General features: G+C 72.1%; 18 protein-coding genes. 8 read left to right on the top strand and 10 right to left on the bottom strand.

What is annotated here, in order from left to right; translation table 11 throughout:
• Positions 1–50 precede the first annotated feature (50 nt).
• On the bottom strand, positions 51–971 hold the full coding sequence (locus ABD714_RS05135) for a phosphotransferase family protein (RefSeq protein ID WP_344811184.1): 921 nt from the start codon (positions 969–971) through the stop codon (positions 51–53).
• A gap of 204 nt (positions 972–1175) precedes the next feature.
• Here ABD714_RS05135 and ABD714_RS05140 point away from each other — a divergent pair, with 204 nt between their 5' ends.
• The 3 genes from ABD714_RS05140 (at position 1176) to ABD714_RS05150 (ending at position 4395) form a co-directional block, all read left to right on the top strand.
• Entirely contained in the window at positions 1176–1718 is a 543-nt protein-coding gene (locus tag ABD714_RS05140; RefSeq protein WP_344811185.1) for a SigE family RNA polymerase sigma factor, read from the top strand.
• Positions 1715–2782 (top strand): hypothetical protein, encoded by a 1068-nt coding sequence (locus tag ABD714_RS05145; protein ID WP_344811186.1) that lies wholly within the window; start codon positions 1715–1717, stop codon positions 2780–2782. Before ABD714_RS05140 ends, ABD714_RS05145 begins: the two co-directional genes overlap by 4 nt.
• 101 nt (positions 2783–2883) lie before the next feature.
• Positions 2884–4395 (top strand): vanadium-dependent haloperoxidase, encoded by a 1512-nt coding sequence (locus ABD714_RS05150; RefSeq protein ID WP_344811187.1) that lies wholly within the window; start codon positions 2884–2886, stop codon positions 4393–4395.
• A gap of 91 nt (positions 4396–4486) precedes the next feature.
• On the opposite strand, the gene ABD714_RS05155 is transcribed toward ABD714_RS05150, so the two are convergent.
• The gene (locus ABD714_RS05155; RefSeq protein ID WP_425562346.1) at positions 4487–6145 is read right to left on the bottom strand and encodes a DEAD/DEAH box helicase; all 1659 of its coding nucleotides are present in this window, start codon (positions 6143–6145) and stop codon (positions 4487–4489) included.
• A gap of 164 nt (positions 6146–6309) precedes the next feature.
• Here ABD714_RS05155 and ABD714_RS05160 point away from each other — a divergent pair, with 164 nt between their 5' ends.
• Positions 6310–6975: a ferritin-like fold-containing protein gene (locus tag ABD714_RS05160; RefSeq protein WP_344811188.1), complete on the top strand. Its 666-nt coding sequence runs from the start codon at positions 6310–6312 to the stop codon at positions 6973–6975.
• 23 nt (positions 6976–6998) lie between these two features.
• Here the strand turns inward: ABD714_RS05160 and ABD714_RS05165 are convergent, their stop codons facing one another.
• The 3 genes from ABD714_RS05165 to ABD714_RS05175 are packed head-to-tail and all read right to left on the bottom strand — an operon-like array spanning position 6999 to position 9403.
• Positions 6999–7223: a DUF3107 domain-containing protein gene (locus ABD714_RS05165; RefSeq protein ID WP_344811189.1), complete on the bottom strand. Its 225-nt coding sequence runs from the start codon at positions 7221–7223 to the stop codon at positions 6999–7001.
• A 54-nt stretch (positions 7224–7277) separates the two neighbouring features.
• Positions 7278–8093 carry an FHA domain-containing protein gene (locus ABD714_RS05170; protein ID WP_344811190.1) on the bottom strand — a complete coding sequence of 272 codons (816 nt, stop codon included), beginning with the start codon at positions 8091–8093 and terminating at the stop codon, positions 7278–7280.
• 29 nt (positions 8094–8122) lie between these two features.
• Positions 8123–9403, bottom strand: coding sequence for a vWA domain-containing protein (locus tag ABD714_RS05175; RefSeq protein ID WP_344811191.1), 1281 nt, complete (start codon positions 9401–9403; stop codon positions 8123–8125).
• Between the two features lie 127 nt (positions 9404–9530).
• Between ABD714_RS05175 and ABD714_RS05180 the strand changes: the two genes are divergently transcribed.
• Entirely contained in the window at positions 9531–10244 is a 714-nt protein-coding gene (locus tag ABD714_RS05180; protein WP_344811192.1) for an ATP-binding cassette domain-containing protein, read from the top strand.
• Positions 10241–12391 carry a YhgE/Pip domain-containing protein gene (locus tag ABD714_RS05185; RefSeq protein WP_344811193.1) on the top strand — a complete coding sequence of 717 codons (2151 nt, stop codon included), beginning with the start codon at positions 10241–10243 and terminating at the stop codon, positions 12389–12391. The genes ABD714_RS05180 and ABD714_RS05185 overlap by 4 nt, the downstream gene beginning before the upstream one ends.
• A 65-nt stretch (positions 12392–12456) precedes the next feature.
• Here ABD714_RS05185 and ABD714_RS05190 read toward each other — a convergent pair whose 3' ends face one another.
• Positions 12457–12885, bottom strand: coding sequence for an META domain-containing protein (locus ABD714_RS05190; protein WP_344811194.1), 429 nt, complete (start codon positions 12883–12885; stop codon positions 12457–12459).
• Positions 12886–12993: 108 nt separating this feature from the next.
• Here ABD714_RS05190 and ABD714_RS05195 point away from each other — a divergent pair, with 108 nt between their 5' ends.
• Positions 12994–13440, top strand: a complete 447-nt coding sequence (locus tag ABD714_RS05195; protein ID WP_344811195.1) for a hypothetical protein — start codon at positions 12994–12996, stop codon at positions 13438–13440.
• Between the two features lie 6 nt (positions 13441–13446).
• Here ABD714_RS05195 and ABD714_RS05200 read toward each other — a convergent pair whose 3' ends face one another.
• Positions 13447–13971 carry an SRPBCC family protein gene (locus ABD714_RS05200; RefSeq protein ID WP_344811196.1) on the bottom strand — a complete coding sequence of 175 codons (525 nt, stop codon included), beginning with the start codon at positions 13969–13971 and terminating at the stop codon, positions 13447–13449.
• Positions 13968–14285, bottom strand: a complete 318-nt coding sequence (locus ABD714_RS05205) for an ArsR/SmtB family transcription factor (protein ID WP_344811197.1) — start codon at positions 14283–14285, stop codon at positions 13968–13970. The genes ABD714_RS05200 and ABD714_RS05205 overlap by 4 nt, the downstream gene beginning before the upstream one ends.
• A 376-nt stretch (positions 14286–14661) precedes the next feature.
• On the opposite strand from ABD714_RS05205, the gene ABD714_RS05210 reads away from it, so the two are divergent.
• Positions 14662–15288 carry a maleylpyruvate isomerase family mycothiol-dependent enzyme gene (locus ABD714_RS05210; RefSeq protein WP_344811198.1) on the top strand — a complete coding sequence of 209 codons (627 nt, stop codon included), beginning with the start codon at positions 14662–14664 and terminating at the stop codon, positions 15286–15288.
• 153 nt (positions 15289–15441) lie between these two features.
• Here ABD714_RS05210 and ABD714_RS05215 read toward each other — a convergent pair whose 3' ends face one another.
• Both ABD714_RS05215 and ABD714_RS05220 read right to left on the bottom strand, forming a co-directional pair.
• The gene (locus ABD714_RS05215; RefSeq protein WP_344811199.1) at positions 15442–16554 is read right to left on the bottom strand and encodes a PP2C family protein-serine/threonine phosphatase; all 1113 of its coding nucleotides are present in this window, start codon (positions 16552–16554) and stop codon (positions 15442–15444) included.
• An 87-nt stretch (positions 16555–16641) separates the two neighbouring features.
• Positions 16642–19029, bottom strand: a complete 2388-nt coding sequence (locus ABD714_RS05220; RefSeq protein ID WP_344811200.1) for a serine/threonine-protein kinase — start codon at positions 19027–19029, stop codon at positions 16642–16644.
• Between the last annotated feature and the right edge of the window lie 13 nt (positions 19030–19042).

Raw genomic sequence — 19042 nt, forward strand, 5'->3', positions numbered from 1 at the left:
GCACGACGTCACGCATCGCACGCGGTGGTCCGGTCGCCGACCGGCCCCGGCTAGCGGACGGGCGCCCAGAGGTGGTGCGCCAGGGAGGTGAGGTCGCTGCAGCCGGCGGCCAGGGCGGAGAAGGGCGCGAGCAGATCGAACTCGTGCATCAACGCGACCCGGAGGGCCTGATCGGCGAAGCCCTCGGCCCGAGACCAGCCGTAGCCGTCGAGAAACTGCCCGAGCAGCCGGCGATCGCCGGCGAAGGCGCCCAGATGAAGCGCGCCCAGCTCGTAGCACGGGTCGGTGACCATCGCGTCGCCCCAGTCGATGATCCCGATCAGCGTGCTCCCGGCCACGAACAGGTGGTCCTCGGTCAGGTCACCGTGCACGAGGCACCGACGCTCTGGACGATAGCCGCGCAGGTAGGCGGGGATCTCGTCGATCAGGCGGTCGGGAAGCGAGTGCCACGCACGGTGCCGGTCGTGCGCCTCCCGGCCGTGATCGGCGAGCCAGTCTGCCCGAGCCAGCTGCAGGCTCCCGGTCGGATGGTCATGCAGACGACGGATCTGGCCGCCGAGGTCGTGGGCGATCGCCTCGGCCGTCCGGGTCGCCAGGTCGACCTCGCGCCACGCTTGACCCCGAAGCCGCTGGGAGACCAGGAACGGCCAGTCGTCATCGGCCCCGGGGAAGAGCGATCCGGCCGCCAGCACCCGTGGTGCGGAGAGACCGTCCACCTGCTCGACCGCACGGTTCGCCGCCACCTCGGTCTCGAAGGACTTCCGCCACCCCGGGAACCACCCGAACAGCTTCACCACGAGCCGGTCGCCCAGCAGAGTCGGATACGTCCCCTCGAACCCGCTGCTGAAGGTGGTGGGCACGGTCAGACCGCAGGCGGCCAGGGCGGCGGCCGCGTACGGGCGCCAGTAGGCGGCGTCACCGAGCCGAGCCGCGTACGCGCCGCGGGAGTCGAACACCGGAGCTTCCAGCACCCGCGTCACCCTGACGGAGGGAGGCGGGCGACGCAAGTAGAGCTGACGGCGCGACGCCGGTCGACCCTTCCCTGTTCGCACGGGAAGACCTCCGCCCACACCGGCGTCCGCGTGCCGTAGCCACCGGGGGTGCTGAGGAGGATCGTCGGTGGCGTCAACCTGCCGTCCGCCCCAGGCGTCTGTAGGGGGTGGGAGGAGGTCCACGTGGACTCTGTCAGTCTGCCGGCCGTCGAGCAGGGCCAGGCGGGGGACGAATCCGCGGCCCTGGTGGCGGTCCGCGACCTGTACGCCCTGCACTACGTCCGGCTGGTCCGGCTGGCGGTGCTGCTGATCGGCGACGTGGGTCGTGCCGAGGAGATCGTCCAGGACACGTTCGTGGACATGGTGGCGCGCTGGCGAACGCTCCGCGACCGGGGGGCGGCTGTCGCCTACCTCCGCACCTGCGTGGCGAACCGAGCACGGTCCCACCTACGGCATCGGGCCGTCGTCGACCGCCAACCCGTCCGTCCGCCGTCGCAGGTGAACAGCGCGGAGACGGACGCGCTGGTCCACCTCGAGCACGAACGGGTGCTGGCGGTGATGGCGAAGCTCCCGCGACGGCAGCGGGAGGTGCTCGTGCTGCGCTACTACGGTCAGCTGTCGGAGGCCGAGATCGCCGACACGCTGGGCGTCAGCCGCGGTGCGGTGAAGACCCACTGCTCCCGCGGACTTCGCTCCCTGCGGACGGCGATGGAGGTGAACCGATGACCGCCAGGCGCGTCGACGCCGACCAGGTCGGGCAGCTGCTGGCCCGGGCCCTGGACGCCGCGGCGATGTCCATCGAGGTCCCCGATGCCTGGGACGCCATCGCCGGTCGTGTCCTCGTGCCGGAAGGGCCCGTCGCTCGCCCGGGCCCCGTCAGCCGGACACGACGGCGTCGTCGGGTGCTGGGCGGGGCCATCGCCGCCGTGGCTGTTGCCGCGGCGTTCACGGTGGCCGTGGTCCTCGGTTGGCACCCGCTGGTCGTCACCCCGGCTCCCGTCGCCCCGGCGACCACCAGCGTGCCCCGCTACGACGCGGCGATCCCGACGCTGGTGGTGTACCGGACCACGGCCGGTGTCTATCCACCGCCCGATCCCGGACCTGCTGGTGGGCCGGCGCCGGCCGCCTTCACCCTCACTCCGGAGCGGATGCGCACGGACTCTCCCGATGTCGGTCGGGCCGCGCTGGAGGCCCTGTTCACCACCCCACCGGTCCAGCCCGGCAACACCAGCTGGCTCGACCAGAAGATCGCCCAGAAGATCGACATCACCTCGGTCACGGTGTCCGGCGGCCTCATCCGCGTCGACCTGAACGCCTTCGCCAGCCAGGTCTTCACCGAGCCGGAGGCGCACGTGATGGCGCAGACCTGGGTGCGCACGCTGCAGGACACGCTCGGCGTCCGGGACGACGTCGTGATCAGGTTGCGGGGCCGGCCCTTCTGGCTGTACTACGCCGTCGACACGACGGAGCCGCTCACCCGGGACGAGTCGGTGCGGGTGGTCCGGCCGACCGGCTTCGACAGCCCGCGACAGGGCGATGTGGTGCCCAGCCCCTTCGTGCTGCTCGGCTCCGCCACAGCGGGACCCGACGAGCCGGCTCGGCTGCAGGTCGTCGACATCGACACCGGCGCGATCGCGTACGAGCAGGAGCTGCCTGCGCCCGGCGAGCGGGAGGCTGCCGTCGACGTCGAGCCCGTCCTCACCCTGCCACCGGGGCGGTACCGGGCTTCCCTGAGCGCGTCCGGCGGCACCGGCGGGGTCCAGGACGTCACGTTCACCGTGGTGGCGTAGGCGTCAACCGATCTGGGGGGTCGGGCGTCTATGGAGGTGTGTCTGGCACGTGCCTGTCAATCGGTGGTGGGTACCACAGCCGACCGAGAAGGGGATCCGACATGGAGACGACGACCACGACCGGGGGCGTCAGCCGCCGCTGGGCGCTGCAGGCGGCGGGAGCAGCGGGCGCAGCCGCGATCCTGACGGGTGCCGGGGCCGGTGCCGCGCAGGCCGACGACCGCGGGCGAAGCGACGACCGTGGTGTCGAGCCTGGGGCCGGCAGGTGGAAGACCTGGGTGCTGTCCTCGGGCAAGGAGATCCCTGTGCCGCCCCCGCCCCGAGGTCAGGTGGCCCTCCGGGACCTGGACGCCGTGCTGAGGGCGTCAGCTGATCGCTCGGCCGAGACGCTCGATGCGATCTCCTGGGACACGGGATCGCCTGGCTTCCGCTGGAACCAGATCGGCGCCCAGCTGCTCGTCGCCAACCCGGCGCCCGACACCTTCCGGGTCATCACCTACCTCAACCTGGCGATCTACGACGCGACGATCGCCGCCTGGGCCTGGAAGCAGCACCATCGCCGGGCGCGGCCGAGCGGGCGCCGGCTGAAGACGGCGATCGCCACCCCCGACAGCCCCTCGTACCCGAGCGAGCACGGCGCGGCGGCCGGAGCCGCGGTCGGCGTCCTCCGTCACTTCTACCCCGACCAGGCGACCGAGCTGGCCGAGCGGGCCGCCGCTCACTCCGCCGCACGCGTCGCCGCCGGGGTCGAGCACCCGAGCGACTTCCGGGCCGGCTACGCGCTCGGCAAGGCCGTCGCCGCCAAGGTCGCCCGCGCCCGGATCGACGCCGACGGCTTCGACACACCGTTCGAGGGCAACCCGAACGTGCCGTACCCCGGCGGCGACGGCTCCTACCCGGTCCTGCCCAAGGACGAGGGCTACATCCAGGCGCTGGTGGGGGAGTGGAAGCCGCTGGTGATCGGCGACGTCACGGCGTTCCGCCCACCGCCGCCCCCGGCCAAGGGCTCGGCCGCGCGTGCCGCCGAGCTGGCCGAGGTGAAGAACTACCCGCGCCGCCAGCAGCCCGACTTCGCCGAGCTGTTCTTCTGGGCCCAGGACCCCGCCGGCCGGCCGGAGCCCGACTCGGGGGCGTACGTGCAAGCGGCGTCGGCGGCGTTCTACTACGCGGTCGACGTCTCGCTGATCGTGCTCGAGGACGTGAACCAGAAGATCCACGAATACAAGCTCGACACGAACCCGCCGCGGGCGGCGCGCACGTACGCGTTGACGTTCGCCGCCATGCTCGACGCGTACATCGCCTGCTGGAACGCGAAGTACCACTACCTCGTGGGACGACCGATCCACTTCGACCCGACGATCGACACGCTGTGGACCACCTACCCGCTCGCCTCGTACCCGTCGGGTCACTCGAGCAACATGACCGCTCCCGCGACCGTGCTCGGGTACCTGTTCCCCCGGGACGCCGACTACTTCCTGAGCCGGGCCAAGGAGAACGCGGCGTCCAGGGTGTGGTCCGGTATCCACTTCCGCAGCGACTCGACCGCCGGCGTGGCGCTCGGTCAGCGGGTCGGCAGGGCCGTGATCGCGTACGGACGAGCCGACGGCAGCTGATCCGACCAGGGTGCCGAGAGCGGACTCAGCGGCGGGCAACCACGCGCCACCGGCTCAAGGGGACCACCCGGCTGGACCTCCGCCGGTCGGCTCAGGCGGAGGCGGTGTTGTCGGTGGCGGTGCTGTCGGAGCCGGTGCTGTCGGATGAGGGCGACCCGCCATCGGCGTCACCGTCGGAACCGGCGTCGGCACCCTGGCCCGATCCGGACCGCTGACCACCACGGCGACGACGACGGCGACGCTTCGGGGCGTCTCCCTCGGCACCCGGGTGGTCGGCAGCGCCACCCTCGACCTGAGCGACGTCCGCGACGGGGTCGGCGACCGTCGTCGTCTCGGCCGACACCGCCTCGGTGGACTCGCCGGCAGCCTCCACCGGCTGGCCGTTGCGCAGGCGTCGGCGGTTCCGGTCCCGCTTGGGACGGTCCTTCCGGCGCTGCTCACGCTCGGCGTCCTGGGCCGCCTCGTCCTCGGGCGACAGCTCCGCGCGCTCCGAGCTCCTGGCCTCGGAGCGACCGGAGCGGTCACTGCGACCGGAGCGGGCGGACGGCTCCCGCGGCGGCGCGGGCACGAGCCGCCCGGTCACCGTGCGGTCGATGCCCTGGTCGTGGAACAGGTGCTCCGACGTGGAGTACGTCTCCTGCGGCTCGGGGAACGGCAGCCCGAGGATGTTGTTGATCACCTTCCACCGGGTCATGTCGGCCCAGTCGACGAGAGTGATGGCCACCCCGGAAGCGCCGGCCCGGCCGGTGCGACCGATCCGGTGCACATAGGTCTTGTCGTCGTCGGTGCACTCGTAGTTGATGACGTGCGTGACCCCGTCGACGTCGATGCCGCGGGCGGCCACGTCGGTCGCGACCAGCACGTCGACGCCGCCGGTCCGGAACCGCTTCAGCGCCTTCTCGCGGAGCACCTGGCTCAGGTCACCGTGGATCGCGGAGGCGGAGAAGCCGCGCTCGGCCAGGTCGTCGGCGAGTCGCTGGGCGGCGCGCTTGGTGCGACAGAAGATCATCACGCGGTTGCGGTTCTCGGCCTGCAGGATGCGGGCGACGATCTCGGGCTTGTCCAGATCGTGCACCTGGTAGACGAACTGCGCGGTCGCCGGGACGGTCATCTCCTCACCGGCGGACTCGGCCCGGATGTTGACCGGGTGGCGCAGGTGGCGGCGGGCCAGCGAGACGATCGCCGCCGGCATGGTCGCGGAGAACAGCATCGTCTGCCGGAGCTCGGGCGTCTTGGCCAGGATCCGCTCGACGTCGGGCAGGAAGCCCAGGTCCAGCATCTCGTCGGCCTCGTCGAGGACCAGGACCTTGATGTGGCTCAGGTCCAGCGAACGGCGGTTGGCCAGGTCGAGGAGGCGGCCGGGGGTGCCGACGACGACCTCGACGCCTTCGGCCAGCGCGTCGAGCTGGGTGTCGTAGCCGACCCCGCCGTACACGGTCAGCACGCGGGCCTGCCGGATCTTGGCGGCGACGGTCAGGTCCTTGCTGACCTGGAGCGCGAGCTCACGGGTCGGCGCCACGATCAGGGCCTGCGGGGCGCCCGGCTTGGCCTGCAGCTCGAACTCCGGGTCGTGCCGGACGATGATCCGCTGCAGGGCGGTGATGCCGAAGGCGAGGGTCTTGCCCGTCCCGGTGCGGGCCTGGCCGATCATGTCGGTGCCGGTCAGCGCGATGGGGATGGACATCTGCTGGATCGGGAAGGGGTGGACGATGTTCACCTCGGCGAGGGCGTCCACGATCTCGGGCAGCACTCCGATGCTGGCGAAGGTCGCCAACTCGGCGGGAGTCGTCTCGACCGGGGCTGCGGTGGTGGTCTCGGTAGTCAGGATCTCGTACTTTCGTGTGCGACAGAGTCGTGGCGCACAGCGGTGCGCCACCTCGGAGTCTATCGCGCCCCGCCCACTAGGCTGCCCGCATGAGTGACGACGGCTACCGCGCGGGTGCAGTGGACCTGCTCGGCATCCTGGCGTACGGCGCGCTGACCGCGTTCGAACGGCTGGCCGAGGACGCGCAGATCGCTCCCACGCTGACCGACAAGGTGCAGCTGGCCACCGTCGCGGCCCGGCAGATCGGCCACTTCACGTCGGTGTCGGACCAGCTGGCCGGCATGGACGTGGAGGTGATGGCCGCGATGGAGCCGTTCCACGCACCGTTCGACGCGTTCCACGGCTACACCAAGCCGAAGGACTGGTACGAGGGCCTGGTCAAGGCGTACGTGGGGGACGGCTTCGCCGCCGACTTCTACCGCGAGGTGGCTGCCTTCGTCGACGCCGACACCCGCAACCTCGTGCACGAGGTGCTGGCCGCCGAGGACCTGCACGCGTTCATCGTCGCCCAGGTCCGACAGGGCACCCAGAACGATCCGAAGCTCGCCGGACGGTTGTCCCTGTGGGGCCGGCGCCTGGTCGGCGAGGCGCTCAGCCAGGCCCAGCGGGTGGCCGCCGACCGGGATGCGCTGACCAGCCTGTTGACCGGGACGGTCGACCGCCCCGGCATGGACCTGGCCGCCATCAGCCGGATGTTCTCCCGGCTCGTGGCCAACCACACCAAGCGGATGGCCGAGCTCGGTCTGCAGTCCTGACCGGCGTCGGTCTGCCGTCCTGACTAGCTGGAGCCGAAGCCGACGCGGCGAGCGCTCTCCTCGCCGATGTCGATGTAGCCGATGCTCGCGGCCGGCACCAGCACCTTGCGCCCGTGGGCGTCGGTCAGCACCAGCACGCTGTCCTCGCCGAGTGCGGTGGCGACGGCCTTCTCGACCTCGGCGGCGGTCTGGTTGGACTCCACCACGATCTCCCGGCTGACCTGCTTGACGCCGACCTTGATGTCCACGGAACTCCCTCGTCGTTCTGTCGCTGTTGCGGCCTCTACCGTGCCACACCGCACCTAGGCGAGACCGGCGATCTCGTCCTCGGTGGCCTCGCGGATCACCAGCCGGGTCCAGGCCCCGAGGTAGATGCGGTCGTCGGGGTCCAGCTCGCGCTTCACCCCGACCGGGATCGGGTCCTCCGGCAGGGTGGCGCTGGCCTGGCCGATGAAGGTCCCGTTGGCCGACTCCAGGTCCTCGACGAACCAGCGGCTGCCGTCGGTGGTCAGCTGGGACTGCCGACGGCTGACGCCGGAGTCGCTGCCGCAGTCGATGTCGGGCGCGATGTTGCGGCTGCGCGAAGCGCGCCCGACCAGCACCGACGAGCGACGGAGCGGCACGGTGACGGGCAGACCGGGCGAGGGCAGCGGGTCCGGGCTGTCCTGCGCCTCGTACCAGGCGGGGTCGATCCAGACCTCCGCCACCCAGCTGAACGAGGAGCTGTCCGCCGCGGACGTGGACCCGGCCGAGCCGGACTCCTGGGCCGGAGCCGCTGTGGTCGACCCGCCGGGCACGCCGGGACCGTCGGGGGTCGGGACGCCGTCGAGCGGGGTCAGCCCCTCGGGCGGGGTGAGCCCCTCGGGCGGGGTGAGCGGGCGGGGCATGCTGCCGGTGGTGAAGTCGTAGCCACAGCTCTCGCAGAACAGCGCTTCGGCCACGTTGGCCGTGCCGCAGTGCGGGCAGGTCTGACCCGCGGGCGCCGCGGGGTCGGGCGCCGCCGGGGACCCGGTCGACGACGCCGCGGGGATCACCGCTGTCGCGTCGATCGGCATCCCGCAGACGTCGCAGTAGTCGTCGGCGGTCGAGTCGTGTCCGGCCGGGCAGACCGACGTCATGCGAGTCTCCTCAAGGTGCTCAGCCGTGCTCAGCCGCGTACGCGGGTGGTCTTGGTGGAGGCGGTGTCGAGCGCCATCTCGTCGGCCTTGTCGACGCTGCGCTTCAGCCGCACCGTACCGGTCTCGATGTCGTCGATGTCCACCACCTTGCGCAACCGGGTGGTCGCTTCCGCGTTCCCGGTCTGCGCGGCCAACTGTACGGCCCGGCCGAGCTTGGTCGTGGCGCCCTCCTCGTCACCGGCGGCTTTGGCGGCGAGCCCGTCCTGGATGGCCTCGGCCAGCTCGGTCTGCCCCGTGTAGTGCGCGACCTCCGGGTTGATGCGGGTGGTGAGGCCCTCGTCGTCGGACCACTTCGCCTTGACCAGGCCCTGGGCCACGACCTCACCGCCGACGGCGAGCTGGACCCGGGCCGCGAGCTGCTCCTGGCCGAGGCCCTTGGCCGACAGCCGGACGCTGACGTGGTAGTCCCGGGACTCGTCGGACCAGGCGCCGGTCGGGTAGCCGCCGGTGAGCGGGTTCACCTGGACCCGCCGGTCGGTCAGGTCGACCACGGTGGGGGAGACCTGGCGGACGAACTGCACCTGGGCGCCCTGCGGCGCCCAGACCCGCAGCTGCGCGTCGGCGACCCCCCGGCTCATCGCGTTGCGCATCAGGTCGGCGAAGACCTCGGCCATCTGCTCGGGCTGGGGGATGATGTCGACGGTGCCGAGCAGCGCCTGGGCGATCCGGCGCACCTCGGCCACCTGCCAGTCCACGCCGACGCCTCGGCAGTCGCACTGGAAGCGCCCCGTGACCGCGGCGATCGAGCTGGTCAGCTGGTCCGGCGACTCGTTGTGGTTCTCGCCGTCGGTGAGCAGGATGGCGTGCCGCTGCGCGAGCATCGGGATCGAGTCGAAGAGCCGACCGGCCAGCAGCAGCCAGGTGCCCATGGCCGTGCCGCCGTCGGATCGGAAGCCGCTGACCGCCTGGTGCGCCTCGTACCGCGTCTGCGGGTTCATCTGCACCATGCCGGCGCCGGTCCGGGCGGACGGATAGGCCAGGTAGGCCTGGTGGGTGCCCGCGACCACGGCGAACCAGGTGCCGTCCAGGATCTGGTCCAGCGCGGCGGCGGCGGCGATCTTGGCCGACTCGATCTTCGTCCGTCCCATCGAGCCGGAGGTGTCGACGATGATGATCTCGCCGGCCTGCCCGCCCGCCCCGCGGCCAGCCTCACCGGCGCCGGTGCAGGTCACGGTGACGATCGCGTTCACGTCAGTGCCGCCGTCGGGGAGGAACTCGTTCTGGTAGACGGCGGCGGTGAACTCCGGCATGGTCGAACTCCTCTGCGGGGAGGCCCCCGTGGCCTCGCTGACGACGTGTGACGGTCACAGTATCCCGACCGCGGTCAGCCGTCCGGTGTGTGTGGGTGAGTCCGTACGGTCCGCGTACGCTGCGCGGGTGAACGACCCCGCCGGCGACGAGCGACCGTACATCGAGACCCGGGACCTGTCCCTGACCACGCGCGAGGGACCCGTCTACGCGCAGGTGGACCTGTCCTTCCGGCGCGGTCGGCTGGCCGCCGTGGTCGGCCGGTCCGGCAGCGGCCGATCCGCCCTGCTGCTCACGCTGGCCGGGCGGATGCGGGGCTGGACGGGGAGCTGCCGGGTGGCCGGCTACGACGCGGCCGCTCAGGCCGCCGAGCTGCGGGACCGCAGCTCGCTGGCCCGGATCGGGAACCTCGTCGACCTCGAGCCGCGCCTCACCGTGGCGGAGTCCGTCACCGAGCGGGCCCTGATCGACGCGATGCCGCTGCCGCGGGCCGGGGAGCGGTTCGAGGTCGCCTGCGCCGCCCTCGGCGGTCTCGACCTGCCCCGGAGGACCCTGGTCGGTGATCTCTCGTCGCTGGACCGGACCCTGCTGACGGTGGCCCTGGCCACCCTCCGCCCCGCCGAGCTGGTCGTCCTGGACGACGCCCAACGCGGTCTCGACGCCGAGCAGCTGGGCCGGTTGATGACCGGTCTGGTCGGTCTCGTCGAGGCCGGGACCTGTGTGGTGGTGTCGGTGCTCGAGGAGGCGGTGCTGCCCGGGGCCAGCGACCGTCACCGACTGGAACGGCCGCCGGCGGAGACGTCGCCGGAACCGGCCACCGCCGCAGTGGAGGAGAGCCGATGAAGATCCCGGTCCCGGCGTCCCGGCTGGCGCGCTTCGAGCTGCGCCGGTTCCGCGGCACGATGCCCAGGTTGGCCCTCGTCTTCGTGCTGATCGTGCCCGCGCTCTACGGCGCCATCTACCTGAGCGCGAACTGGGATCCCTACGGGAAGCTCGGCCACCTGCCGGTCGCCGTGGTCGACGCCGACCGGCCCACCACGTTCGAGAACCAGACCATCACCGCCGGTGCCGACTTCGTCAGCGAGCTCAAGAAGGGCGCGGCCTTCGAGTACCACGACGTCGACGAGACCGAGGCGCAGCGCGGACTCCGCCAGGGCGACTACTACCTGGTGATCAGCGTGCCGGCGGACTTCTCCGCCGACCTGGTCAGCGGAGCCGGCGACGATCCCCAGCGGGCGAAGGTGATGCTCTACCGCAACGACGCCAACGGCTTCGTGGTCGGCAGCATCACCAGCAGCGCCCAGAACACCATCGCCCGGGCCGTCGACGAAGCCGCCGAGGTGGCGTACTTCAACGCGGTCTTCGCCAACCTGACCAAGATCCGTACGGGTCTGGAGAGCGCCCGGAAGGGGGCCGCCGAGCTGGCGGCCGGGCTGACCACGGCCGAGCAGGGAGCGACGAAGCTGCACGCCGGCACCGGCAGAGCCGTCACCGGGGCGAACCGGCTGGCCACCGGGGCGACGTCGCTGGCCGCCGGTCTCGACACCGCAGAGACCGGGTCGGCGGACCTGGCCAGCGGGCTGCGGACGCTGAAGACGGGGACCGCGAAGCTGAGCACGGGTGCCGACCAGGTCGCCGCCGGCACGCAGAAGCTCGATGACGAGGTGGTCCCGGTGCTGGACGACGTCCTGGAGGTGCTGCCGAAGGCGCAGGCCGACGCGAAGTCGCTGAATACCACGCTCAACCGCATCGGCAAGGCGGTCGGGTCCGGCAGCGCCACCGTGGGCAGCGACATCGACGCCGCCTCGGACGCCCTCGACGCGGCGATCAAGGCCAACCCGGACCTCGCCGACGAGACCGCGATCAGGCGGTTGTCATCGGCCCTGGACACAGCCGGAAAGCGGGCCGACACCGTCGCCGACGACGTCGACAGCGGGCTCGACCGGGTGAACGCGCTGGACCGGCGGCTGCAGAGCAACCAGCTGCCGACCAAGGTCCGGAGTGCCCGGGACAACCTGGTGAAGCTCAACAGCGGGGCCCAAGAGGTGGCGAAGGGTGCGTCCTCGGTGCAGTCGGGGACCGCGTCGGCGTCGGCCGGTGCCGACAAGCTGGCCACCGGCATCGCGTCCGCGAGCGCGGGTGCGGACACGTTGAGCACGGGGGCCGCCTCTCTGGCCACCGGCGTGAAGCAGCTCGACACCGGTGCGGCCGAGCTGGAGACCGGTCTGACCAGGCTGCGGACGGGGGCCGGCAAGCTGGAGGCGGGTCTGGCCGACGGCATCAAGCGCATCCCGGCACTCAGCGGGGAGGAGCAGTCCGACGCGGTGCAGGTGCTGGCCTCCCCGGCCGACGTCAGCATGCAGGTCCTCAACCCCGCCACCTACTACGGCCGCGGACTGGCCCCCCTCTTCTTCGCCATCGCGCTCTGGGTCTTCGGCATCTCGGTGTTCCTGGTCGTGCGACCGATCACCGGCCGGGCGCTGGCCGGTCGGGCCTCGCCGGTCCGGCTGGCCCTCACCGGCTGGCTGCCCATCGGGGGGATCGCGGTGGCCGGTGGCCTGCTGATGGCCGGCATCGTCTGGGTGCTGCTCGGCCTGGACCCGGTGCACCCGTTCGGTTTCCTGGGACTGCTGGTGCTGGCCGCCTGCTGCTTCTCCGCGATCGCGCACCTGCTGCGGACCGCCCTGGGCACGGCCGGCTCGTCCCTGCTGCTGGTGCTGCTGATCCTGCAGCTCGCGTCGACCGGGGGCACCTACCCGACCCCACTGCTGCCGGGGTTCTTCGCCGCGATCGGGCCGGCGATGCCGATGACGTACCTGATCGACGGCTTCCGGGTCGTCATCTCGGGTGGCGAGCTGTCGCACCTCGCCCGCGACGTCGCCGTGCTGGCCGGGATCTTGGTGGCGACCACCGCCCTCACCGTGCTCGTGGTCAGCCGGCGTCAGGGCTTCAGCATGAAGGATCTGCACCCTCCCCTGGTGTCGCCCTGAGTCGGCGCGGGCCTGTGGTCCTCAGGGCTCCGGCGACCGGGTCGAGGACGTGCGGACGGCGGAGATCAGGCGCGGGTGAAGGTCAGCGACGACTGTCCGTCCGCGTCCTCGATCATCAGGCTGTCGTCGACGACGCGGTAGGAGGTGGCGCTCTGGAGCCTGGCCAGGAAGGCCTGCTCCGCGGCCGTCGCGTCCGCCGGCCCGGCCATCTTCGTGCTGATCGGCGGGTCGACGGCGAGGGAACCGTCGGGGCCGGCGGTGACCGAGGCGTTGTAGCGGTTGACCCCGGCGTTCCCGGCCACCCGGCCGTCGGTGAACACCGCGCTGATGCTGACCGACCGCGGTAGCGGGTCGGGTTCAGCCCAGCCGGTGAGGTGCCAGCTGGTCCCGTCCAGGCCCGGCTGCTCGCTGGCCGTGTCGGCGCAGCCCCCGCTGAGCGTCAGCAGGGTGAGCACCGACAGAGCCAGGCCGAGCAGGCGCATCCGCTTCGTCACGGACGGATGATGGCACCCGACGTGCCCGGCAGGGCGCGGCGCCGCGCGAGCGTGACCCTTGCGTGACTCCGTTTAGCGCGCGACAGTGGGGGCGAGGCGGTGAGTCCGATGGCGGTCGCGGTGGACCTGGTCATCATCGCGGTCCTGTTCGTGATCGCGCTGATGTTGACCTACGACCGCCCACGCAGCTGGCTGCTCCGACGTGGGGCGGAGCTCGCGGTCCGCTATGGCCGCCCCGAGCACACCGCGGCCTGGGAGCTCGAGCACGCCGAGCTCTGGCTGATGGCGCGTCGCAAGCAGCTGACCGAGGACCTGCGTCGGATCGAGCGGTTGCTGCTCCACGACGCCTCGATGTCGGCCACCCGGCAGCTCGGCAACCGGCTGGCCCGCGAGCAGCTGCTCGTGTCGCTGGCACGGATCCCCGACCTGGTGCCGGGTCGGGACCGCTCGTACGCGTACGAGCCGGTGGCCTACGAGTCGGCCGCACCCTCACCGGCGCTGGCCGGTCGCGCGAGCGGGGTCGAGGTGCTCGACGTCAGCGGCTGGGGTCGCTGAGGCGGATCATCCGCTCCGGACCGCGGCGTACGCGGGGGTGAGCTCGGTCCACCGTCGCTCCCAGTCCGGGGCCGCGGACGCCGCCGACCAACCCGCCGGGTGCACGGGGCCGTCGGCGGCCAACGAGCGGCCGAGGTCCTCCAGGTGCACCTGCCAGCCGGCACCGTAGAACGGCAGCTGGTCCACCGGCAGACCGCGTTCCTCGACCACCAGTCTGGTTCGCGCCCCCTGGGCGGTGAGCCAGGCCTCGATCTGCGTGGTCTCCGCACCGCCCGGCTCGGTGGTCAGCAGCAGGTGGTGCGGGGGGTCGCAGCTCTCGATCACCGCCGGCCCGGTCCAGGTGCTGGTGAAGACGGCGTGCACCGTCCCGCCGACCCGGAGGTCGCCGGACACCTGGGCGATCCAGCGGGCCAGCCGTTCCGGACGGGTGCACGCGCTCCACAGGTCGTCGATGGGGGTGTCGTAGGTGTCCTCGACGCGGACCGCTCCACGGTCGGGGTCCACAGCCGTCATGGTGCCGATGATCTTCATCGCTGCTCCTTCTTTCCTCGGGCGATCTCGGTGTGCAGGGCGTCCAGGCGGTGCTGCCAGAGCAGCCGGTAGTTCTCCAGCCACGCGTCCACCTCGACCAGGGACTCCGGCCGGAGGGTGTAGATCCGGCGTTGCGCCTCCTGCCGGACATCGACCAGGCCGGCTTCGCGCAGCACCCGCAGGTGGCGCGACACCCCTGGTCGGGCGATGGGCAGGGTGTCGGCCAGCTCGCCGGCGGTGGCGGGGTGATCGCGCAGGATCTCCAGCACCGTACGGCGACTGGGATCGGCCAGGGCTTGCAGAACTGCGTCCACAGTTCGTGAACGTACCTTTTTGGGTACGTAACAGTCAAGGTACGCACGGTCTCCGCCCGTGGTCGGAAAGTCCGGCGCGCGGCGTCGGGGTGATGCGGAAGTCGCCCGTGGTCGGAAAGTCCGGACGCGTGGTGTGGCTGGGGTGGTGCGAAGCCGCCCGTGGTCGGAAAGTCCGGTGCGCGCGGGGGCCGGGGTGGTGCGGAAGTCGTCCGTGGTCGGAAAACCGGACGCGTGGTGTGGCCGGGGTGGTGCGGCAGTCGTCCGTGGTCGGAAAGTCCGCGCCCGCGGCGGCCGGGGTGGTGCGGAAGTCGCCCGCCGGCTCGCGCCACAGCGACCCGTCCGCTGAGGGAACTGTGGGTCCCGGCACAATGCGCGGATGGACGTGTTCGCCGAGATCGCCGCAGAGCGTCGCGGGCTGGCCGACCTGCTGGCCGGACTCACCGCCGAGCAGCGCGCCAGCGCGAGCCTGTGCGACGGCTGGAGCGTGCAGGAGGTGGTCGGGCACCTCGTCGTCCCGCTGCAGGTCGGCATCCCGAGGTTCGCTCTGACCATGCTGGTGTGCGGCGGCAACTTCGACCGGGCCAACACGCGGTTGGCCCGGGATCAGGCCAGCCGGCCGTACGACGAGCTGATCGAGACGTTGCGGCGCCGGGCCGACAAGCGGTTCACCCCGCCCGGCGCCGGGCCGGAGGCGCCACTGACCGATGTGCTCGTGCACGGTCTGGACATCTGCTGGCCGCTCGGTCTCACCCACCCGGTTCCCGCCGACCGCTGGCGTACGTGCCTGGGCTTCCTCACCTCGACGTCCGCCGGGAGCCTGGTCGGCAAGGGGCTGGTCGAGGGTCTGCAGCTCCGGGCCGAGGACGTCGACTGGGCGTACGGCGCCGGTCCCACCGTCAGCGGGGACGCGGCCTCGCTCGCCCTGGCGTTGACCGGACGCGCCGACGCGGTCGACCACCTCGCCGGGGACGGCGTCGAGACGCTGCGCAGCCGACTGACCTGACGCAACCCTTGAGGTCGGGGTGACAGGTGCCGCCGAGAAGGAGGTCCGGTCACGCGAAACGCCCGCTCGGCGAGCCCGAAGCTCCTTCTCGCGAGGCGATTCCCGCCGCCGGGACTCGATGCCTCGCCGACGAGGGCGACAACCCGCTGACGGTCAGGGGCGGCGGGCCAGCGCCACCGAGATGTTGTCCTTGCCGCCCTGGTCGCAGGCCCAGCGGACCATCGCCTCGGCCAGTGCCAGGGGCTCGCTGCCGGCGGTGGCGGTCAGCTGGGTCATCAGCGCCTGCAGGTCGGAGGCCTCGGAAGCGTAGTTCCACAAGCCGTCGGAGCAGACCAGCACCCAGCCCGAGCCGTTCAGCAGCACCGACCCGGTGGTCGGCCGGAAGTCCTGGGAGTCGCGGCCCAGCCACTTCAGGATCGCGTGCGCCTGCGGACCCTCCTCGGCCTGCTCCTTGGGCACACCGGAGGCGATCCGGAGCTGGGCCACCGAGTCGTCCGTGGTCAGCTGCACGGGGGCCCCTGACCCCGGGTCGGTGATCCAGTACGCCCGGCTGTCGCCGACGTTGCCGAAGACGCAGAGGTCGTCCTCGAGCACCACGGCCACGAAGGTGCACGAGGACGGGTTCGCCGTGTCGGCCGAGGTGCTGGCGATGACCGCCGCGTTGCCGCGCTCGGCCGAGGTGACCAGGGCGGCCTCGATCGCCGCCGCCCGGCTCTCGGGGACACCGAGCCCGGCGGGGCGGCTGGCCACCAGCACGTCCCGGGCCGCCCGGGCGGCGGCCAGGCTGCCGATGTCGGACTCGTCAGCGGTGGACACCCCGTCGCAGACCACCAACACCGCTCGCTTGCCCGGCTCGGCCGACGCAGCCACGGCCGTGGCGTCCTCGTTGCGGTGATGGCGGATGCCGCGGTCGCAGCAGGCGGCCACCCAGGAGGCGGGCCGCTCGACGTAGTGGTCGCGTTCGCTCGGCGCCTTGGTGCCGCAGGTCTCGCAGTAGCCGTCGGCGCCGACGACACCACCACAGCTGGCGCACGGCCGGGGCAGCACCAGAGTCGGCTCGGCGGTGCCCGCCTCCGGCTGGACCACCGAGGCGGTGAGCTCCACCGGCAGCTCGGCGACCGACTGCTCCGCCGCGGCCTCCGTCGGGGTGAGCGGTGCCCCGCAGGACTCGCAGAAGCGGGCCGTCGGCTCGACCGGCGCGCCGCAGGTGGGACACCGCCCCGGCTCGGCGTTGACAGCCTGGTCGGGGCCTTGTTCAGCACTCACGGTGCTCACTCTCACACTTCTGGTCGGTCGATCCGGGGCCGATCACGTCGGGGTCGATCAGGTCAGGGTCGATCAGGTCAGGGTCGATCAGGTCAGGGTCCACCGGCGGACCTCGTTGGCCTTGTCCACCAGGGCATAGCGTTCCCGGTCGTCGTCGGCCGCCGACGCGAGGGTGCGGTAGGTCGCCTCGAGCCCGTCCCGCAGCTCGGGCTCGTCGGCCGGCACACCGCCGATGGTCAGGCGCCGGTTCGGACCCGTGGCCTCGACCGTGGCCAGGGCCCGCTCCATGATCTTGGCGGTCAGCTCGGCCTTGTCGACCGGGTCCATCCGGACCCGGGCGATGCTGTCCATCGCCTGCGCCAGCATCGGCAGCCCGTCGGCCGCCGCGTACAGCAGCTCGGCCTTCTGGCGCTGCGACTCCGGGTAGTTGCGCGACGTCGACGGGACCAGGTCGAGCGCCTGGACCGCCCCGGCCACGTCCCGGCGGCCCGACCGCACCCGGGCCAGACCGAACGCCGCCGGGGCCACGTAGTTCGCGTCGGTCGACGCGCAGATCCGGTAGAGCCGCTCGGCCAGGTCGGGCTCACCGCCGAGCTCGCAGGACAGGGCCAGCGCCAGCTTGGGCGCGAGCTCCCCGGGCACCTGACCGTACACGGCGTTGAAGGCCGACTGCGCCGCCCGTACGTCCTTGCGCTGCAGGGCCAGCAGCCCGCTCATCCAGACCGCCCGCCACTCCCACGGGTCGAGGGTGAGCATCTGGTTGACGACCTCGTGGACGGTCTTGTCCCAGCCGGCCTGCAGCGCCGCCCGGGCCCGGGCGAGCTGGATCTCCGGGGTGACGGTGGGGGCGTGCTTGAGCTCGGCCAGCCGCTCCTGCGGGTCGTCGGCGGTGATGTTGGACAACCAGGAGAACTGACCGTCGGTGGTGTCGGTCCGCAGGGCCGGCAGCTGGTCCCAGGCCAGCGCGTCGCTGACCACTGCCGGTGCCTCGAACAGCACCGAGGCCGCCGACGTCAACGCCGTCCCGGCCTGCTTCTCGGCCACGACCTCGCGCAGCACCCCGAGCAGCTGGACACGCAGCTCGTCGACGGAGGCGAACCGGTCGGCGGGATCGGGGGCGCACATCTTGGCCACCAGCCGGTAGAGCGAGTCGTGGGCCACGAAGACCGGGACGTCCTCGACCGGCGGCAGCCTGTCCACGTACGTGGTCTGGTATCCCCGGAACTCCGCCATCAGCACCAGCAGGGTGCGGCCGATGGTGTAGATGTCGGAGGCGACGCTGGTGCCGACCTGCGGGACCTCCGGCGCCTGGTAGCCGACGGTGCCGTAGATGGCGGAGTCGTCGTCCTCCAGCCGGCGCACCCCGCCGAGGTCGATCAGCTTGACCGCGTCGCCGATCTGGATCAGGTTGTCGGGCTTGAAGTCGCAGTAGACCAGCCCGAGGTCGTGCAGGTACTGGAAGGCGGGCAGCACCTCGAGGATGTACGCCAGCGACTGGTCCACCGGCAGCGGGTTGTAGCTGCCGCCCGCCTCCCGCATCCGGTTCTTCAGGATGTCCTTGAGCGACACGCCGCCGACGTACTCCATCACGATGTAGCCGGCGCCGTCGTGGGTGACGAAGTTGTAGATCTCCACGATGAGCGGGTGCTCGACCTGGGCCAGGAACTGCTTCTCGATGATCGCCACGGCCAGGGCATCGGCGTCGCCGGTGTTCAGCAGGCCCTTCAGCACCACCCAGCGGTCGGAGACGTTCTTGTCCTTGGCCAGGTAGATCCAGCCCAGGCCGCCGTGGGCCAGACAGCCGGCGACCTCGTACTGGTTCGCCACCAGGTCCCCGGGCTGCAGCTTCGGAGTGAAGGAGAACTGGCTGCCGCACTTGGGGCAGAAGCCCTCGGCCCGGCCGGGCTGGCCGTCCCGGCCCCGGCCCACCGGGGATCCGCAGGACGGGCAGACCCGCTTGTTCTCCGGCACCACCGGGTTGGTCATGATCGCCTTGGCCGCGTCGATCGACGGGGCGGGCGGCACCCGGGTCAGACCGGCGCCGAGCCGGGCCGACCGCAGCCGTTGGGAGCCGCTGCTGACCCGCTTGGTCGCCGTCGTGCCGCCGCTGCCCGCGCGCTGGGAACCGATGGCCGCCGAGCCGAGCCGGCTGGAGCCACGCGTCATGGTCGACACCGGGCCGGCCACGTCCTCGTTCGCCGCCGCCGACCGGGTGGGGGCCGCCGGCACCGCGTCCCCCGGGGTGCCGCAGACGTCGCAGTAGCCGTCGACGACGGTGCCGGTGCAGCCGAGCTGGCGGCAGGCGCCGGCCCGCTGCCCGGGCGGTGCGCCCACCGACGAGCCCGCCGACGTGCGGGCCGACGCCGGAGCCGCGGGGGTCGGGGTCGACGTACCGGCGGACGCCCCGGGAGACCCGCAGACGTCGCAGTAGCCGTCGACGATCGAACCGGTGCAGCCGGGCTGCGTGCACTTCATCGGGTACCCCTTC

The organism is Microlunatus aurantiacus (assembly GCF_039536605.1).
GTDB classification, from domain to species: Bacteria; Actinomycetota; Actinomycetes; order Propionibacteriales; family Propionibacteriaceae; genus Microlunatus; species Microlunatus aurantiacus.

Coding starts and splice junctions, on each gene's coding strand:
- ABD714_RS05145 (WP_344811186.1), top strand. CDS start 1,715: ATGACCGCCAGGCGCGTCGACGCCGACCAGGTCGGGCAGCTGCTGGCC.
- ABD714_RS05150 (WP_344811187.1), top strand. CDS start 2,884: ATGGAGACGACGACCACGACCGGGGGCGTCAGCCGCCGCTGGGCGCTG.
- ABD714_RS05160 (WP_344811188.1), top strand. CDS start 6,310: ATGAGTGACGACGGCTACCGCGCGGGTGCAGTGGACCTGCTCGGCATC.
- ABD714_RS05170 (WP_344811190.1), bottom strand. CDS start 8,093: ATGACGTCGGTCTGCCCGGCCGGACACGACTCGACCGCCGACGACTAC.
- ABD714_RS05175 (WP_344811191.1), bottom strand. CDS start 9,403: ATGCCGGAGTTCACCGCCGCCGTCTACCAGAACGAGTTCCTCCCCGAC.
- ABD714_RS05185 (WP_344811193.1), top strand. CDS start 10,241: ATGAAGATCCCGGTCCCGGCGTCCCGGCTGGCGCGCTTCGAGCTGCGC.
- ABD714_RS05195 (WP_344811195.1), top strand. CDS start 12,994: ATGGCGGTCGCGGTGGACCTGGTCATCATCGCGGTCCTGTTCGTGATC.
- ABD714_RS05200 (WP_344811196.1), bottom strand. CDS start 13,971: ATGAAGATCATCGGCACCATGACGGCTGTGGACCCCGACCGTGGAGCG.
- ABD714_RS05210 (WP_344811198.1), top strand. CDS start 14,662: ATGGACGTGTTCGCCGAGATCGCCGCAGAGCGTCGCGGGCTGGCCGAC.
- ABD714_RS05220 (WP_344811200.1), bottom strand. CDS start 19,029: ATGAAGTGCACGCAGCCCGGCTGCACCGGTTCGATCGTCGACGGCTAC.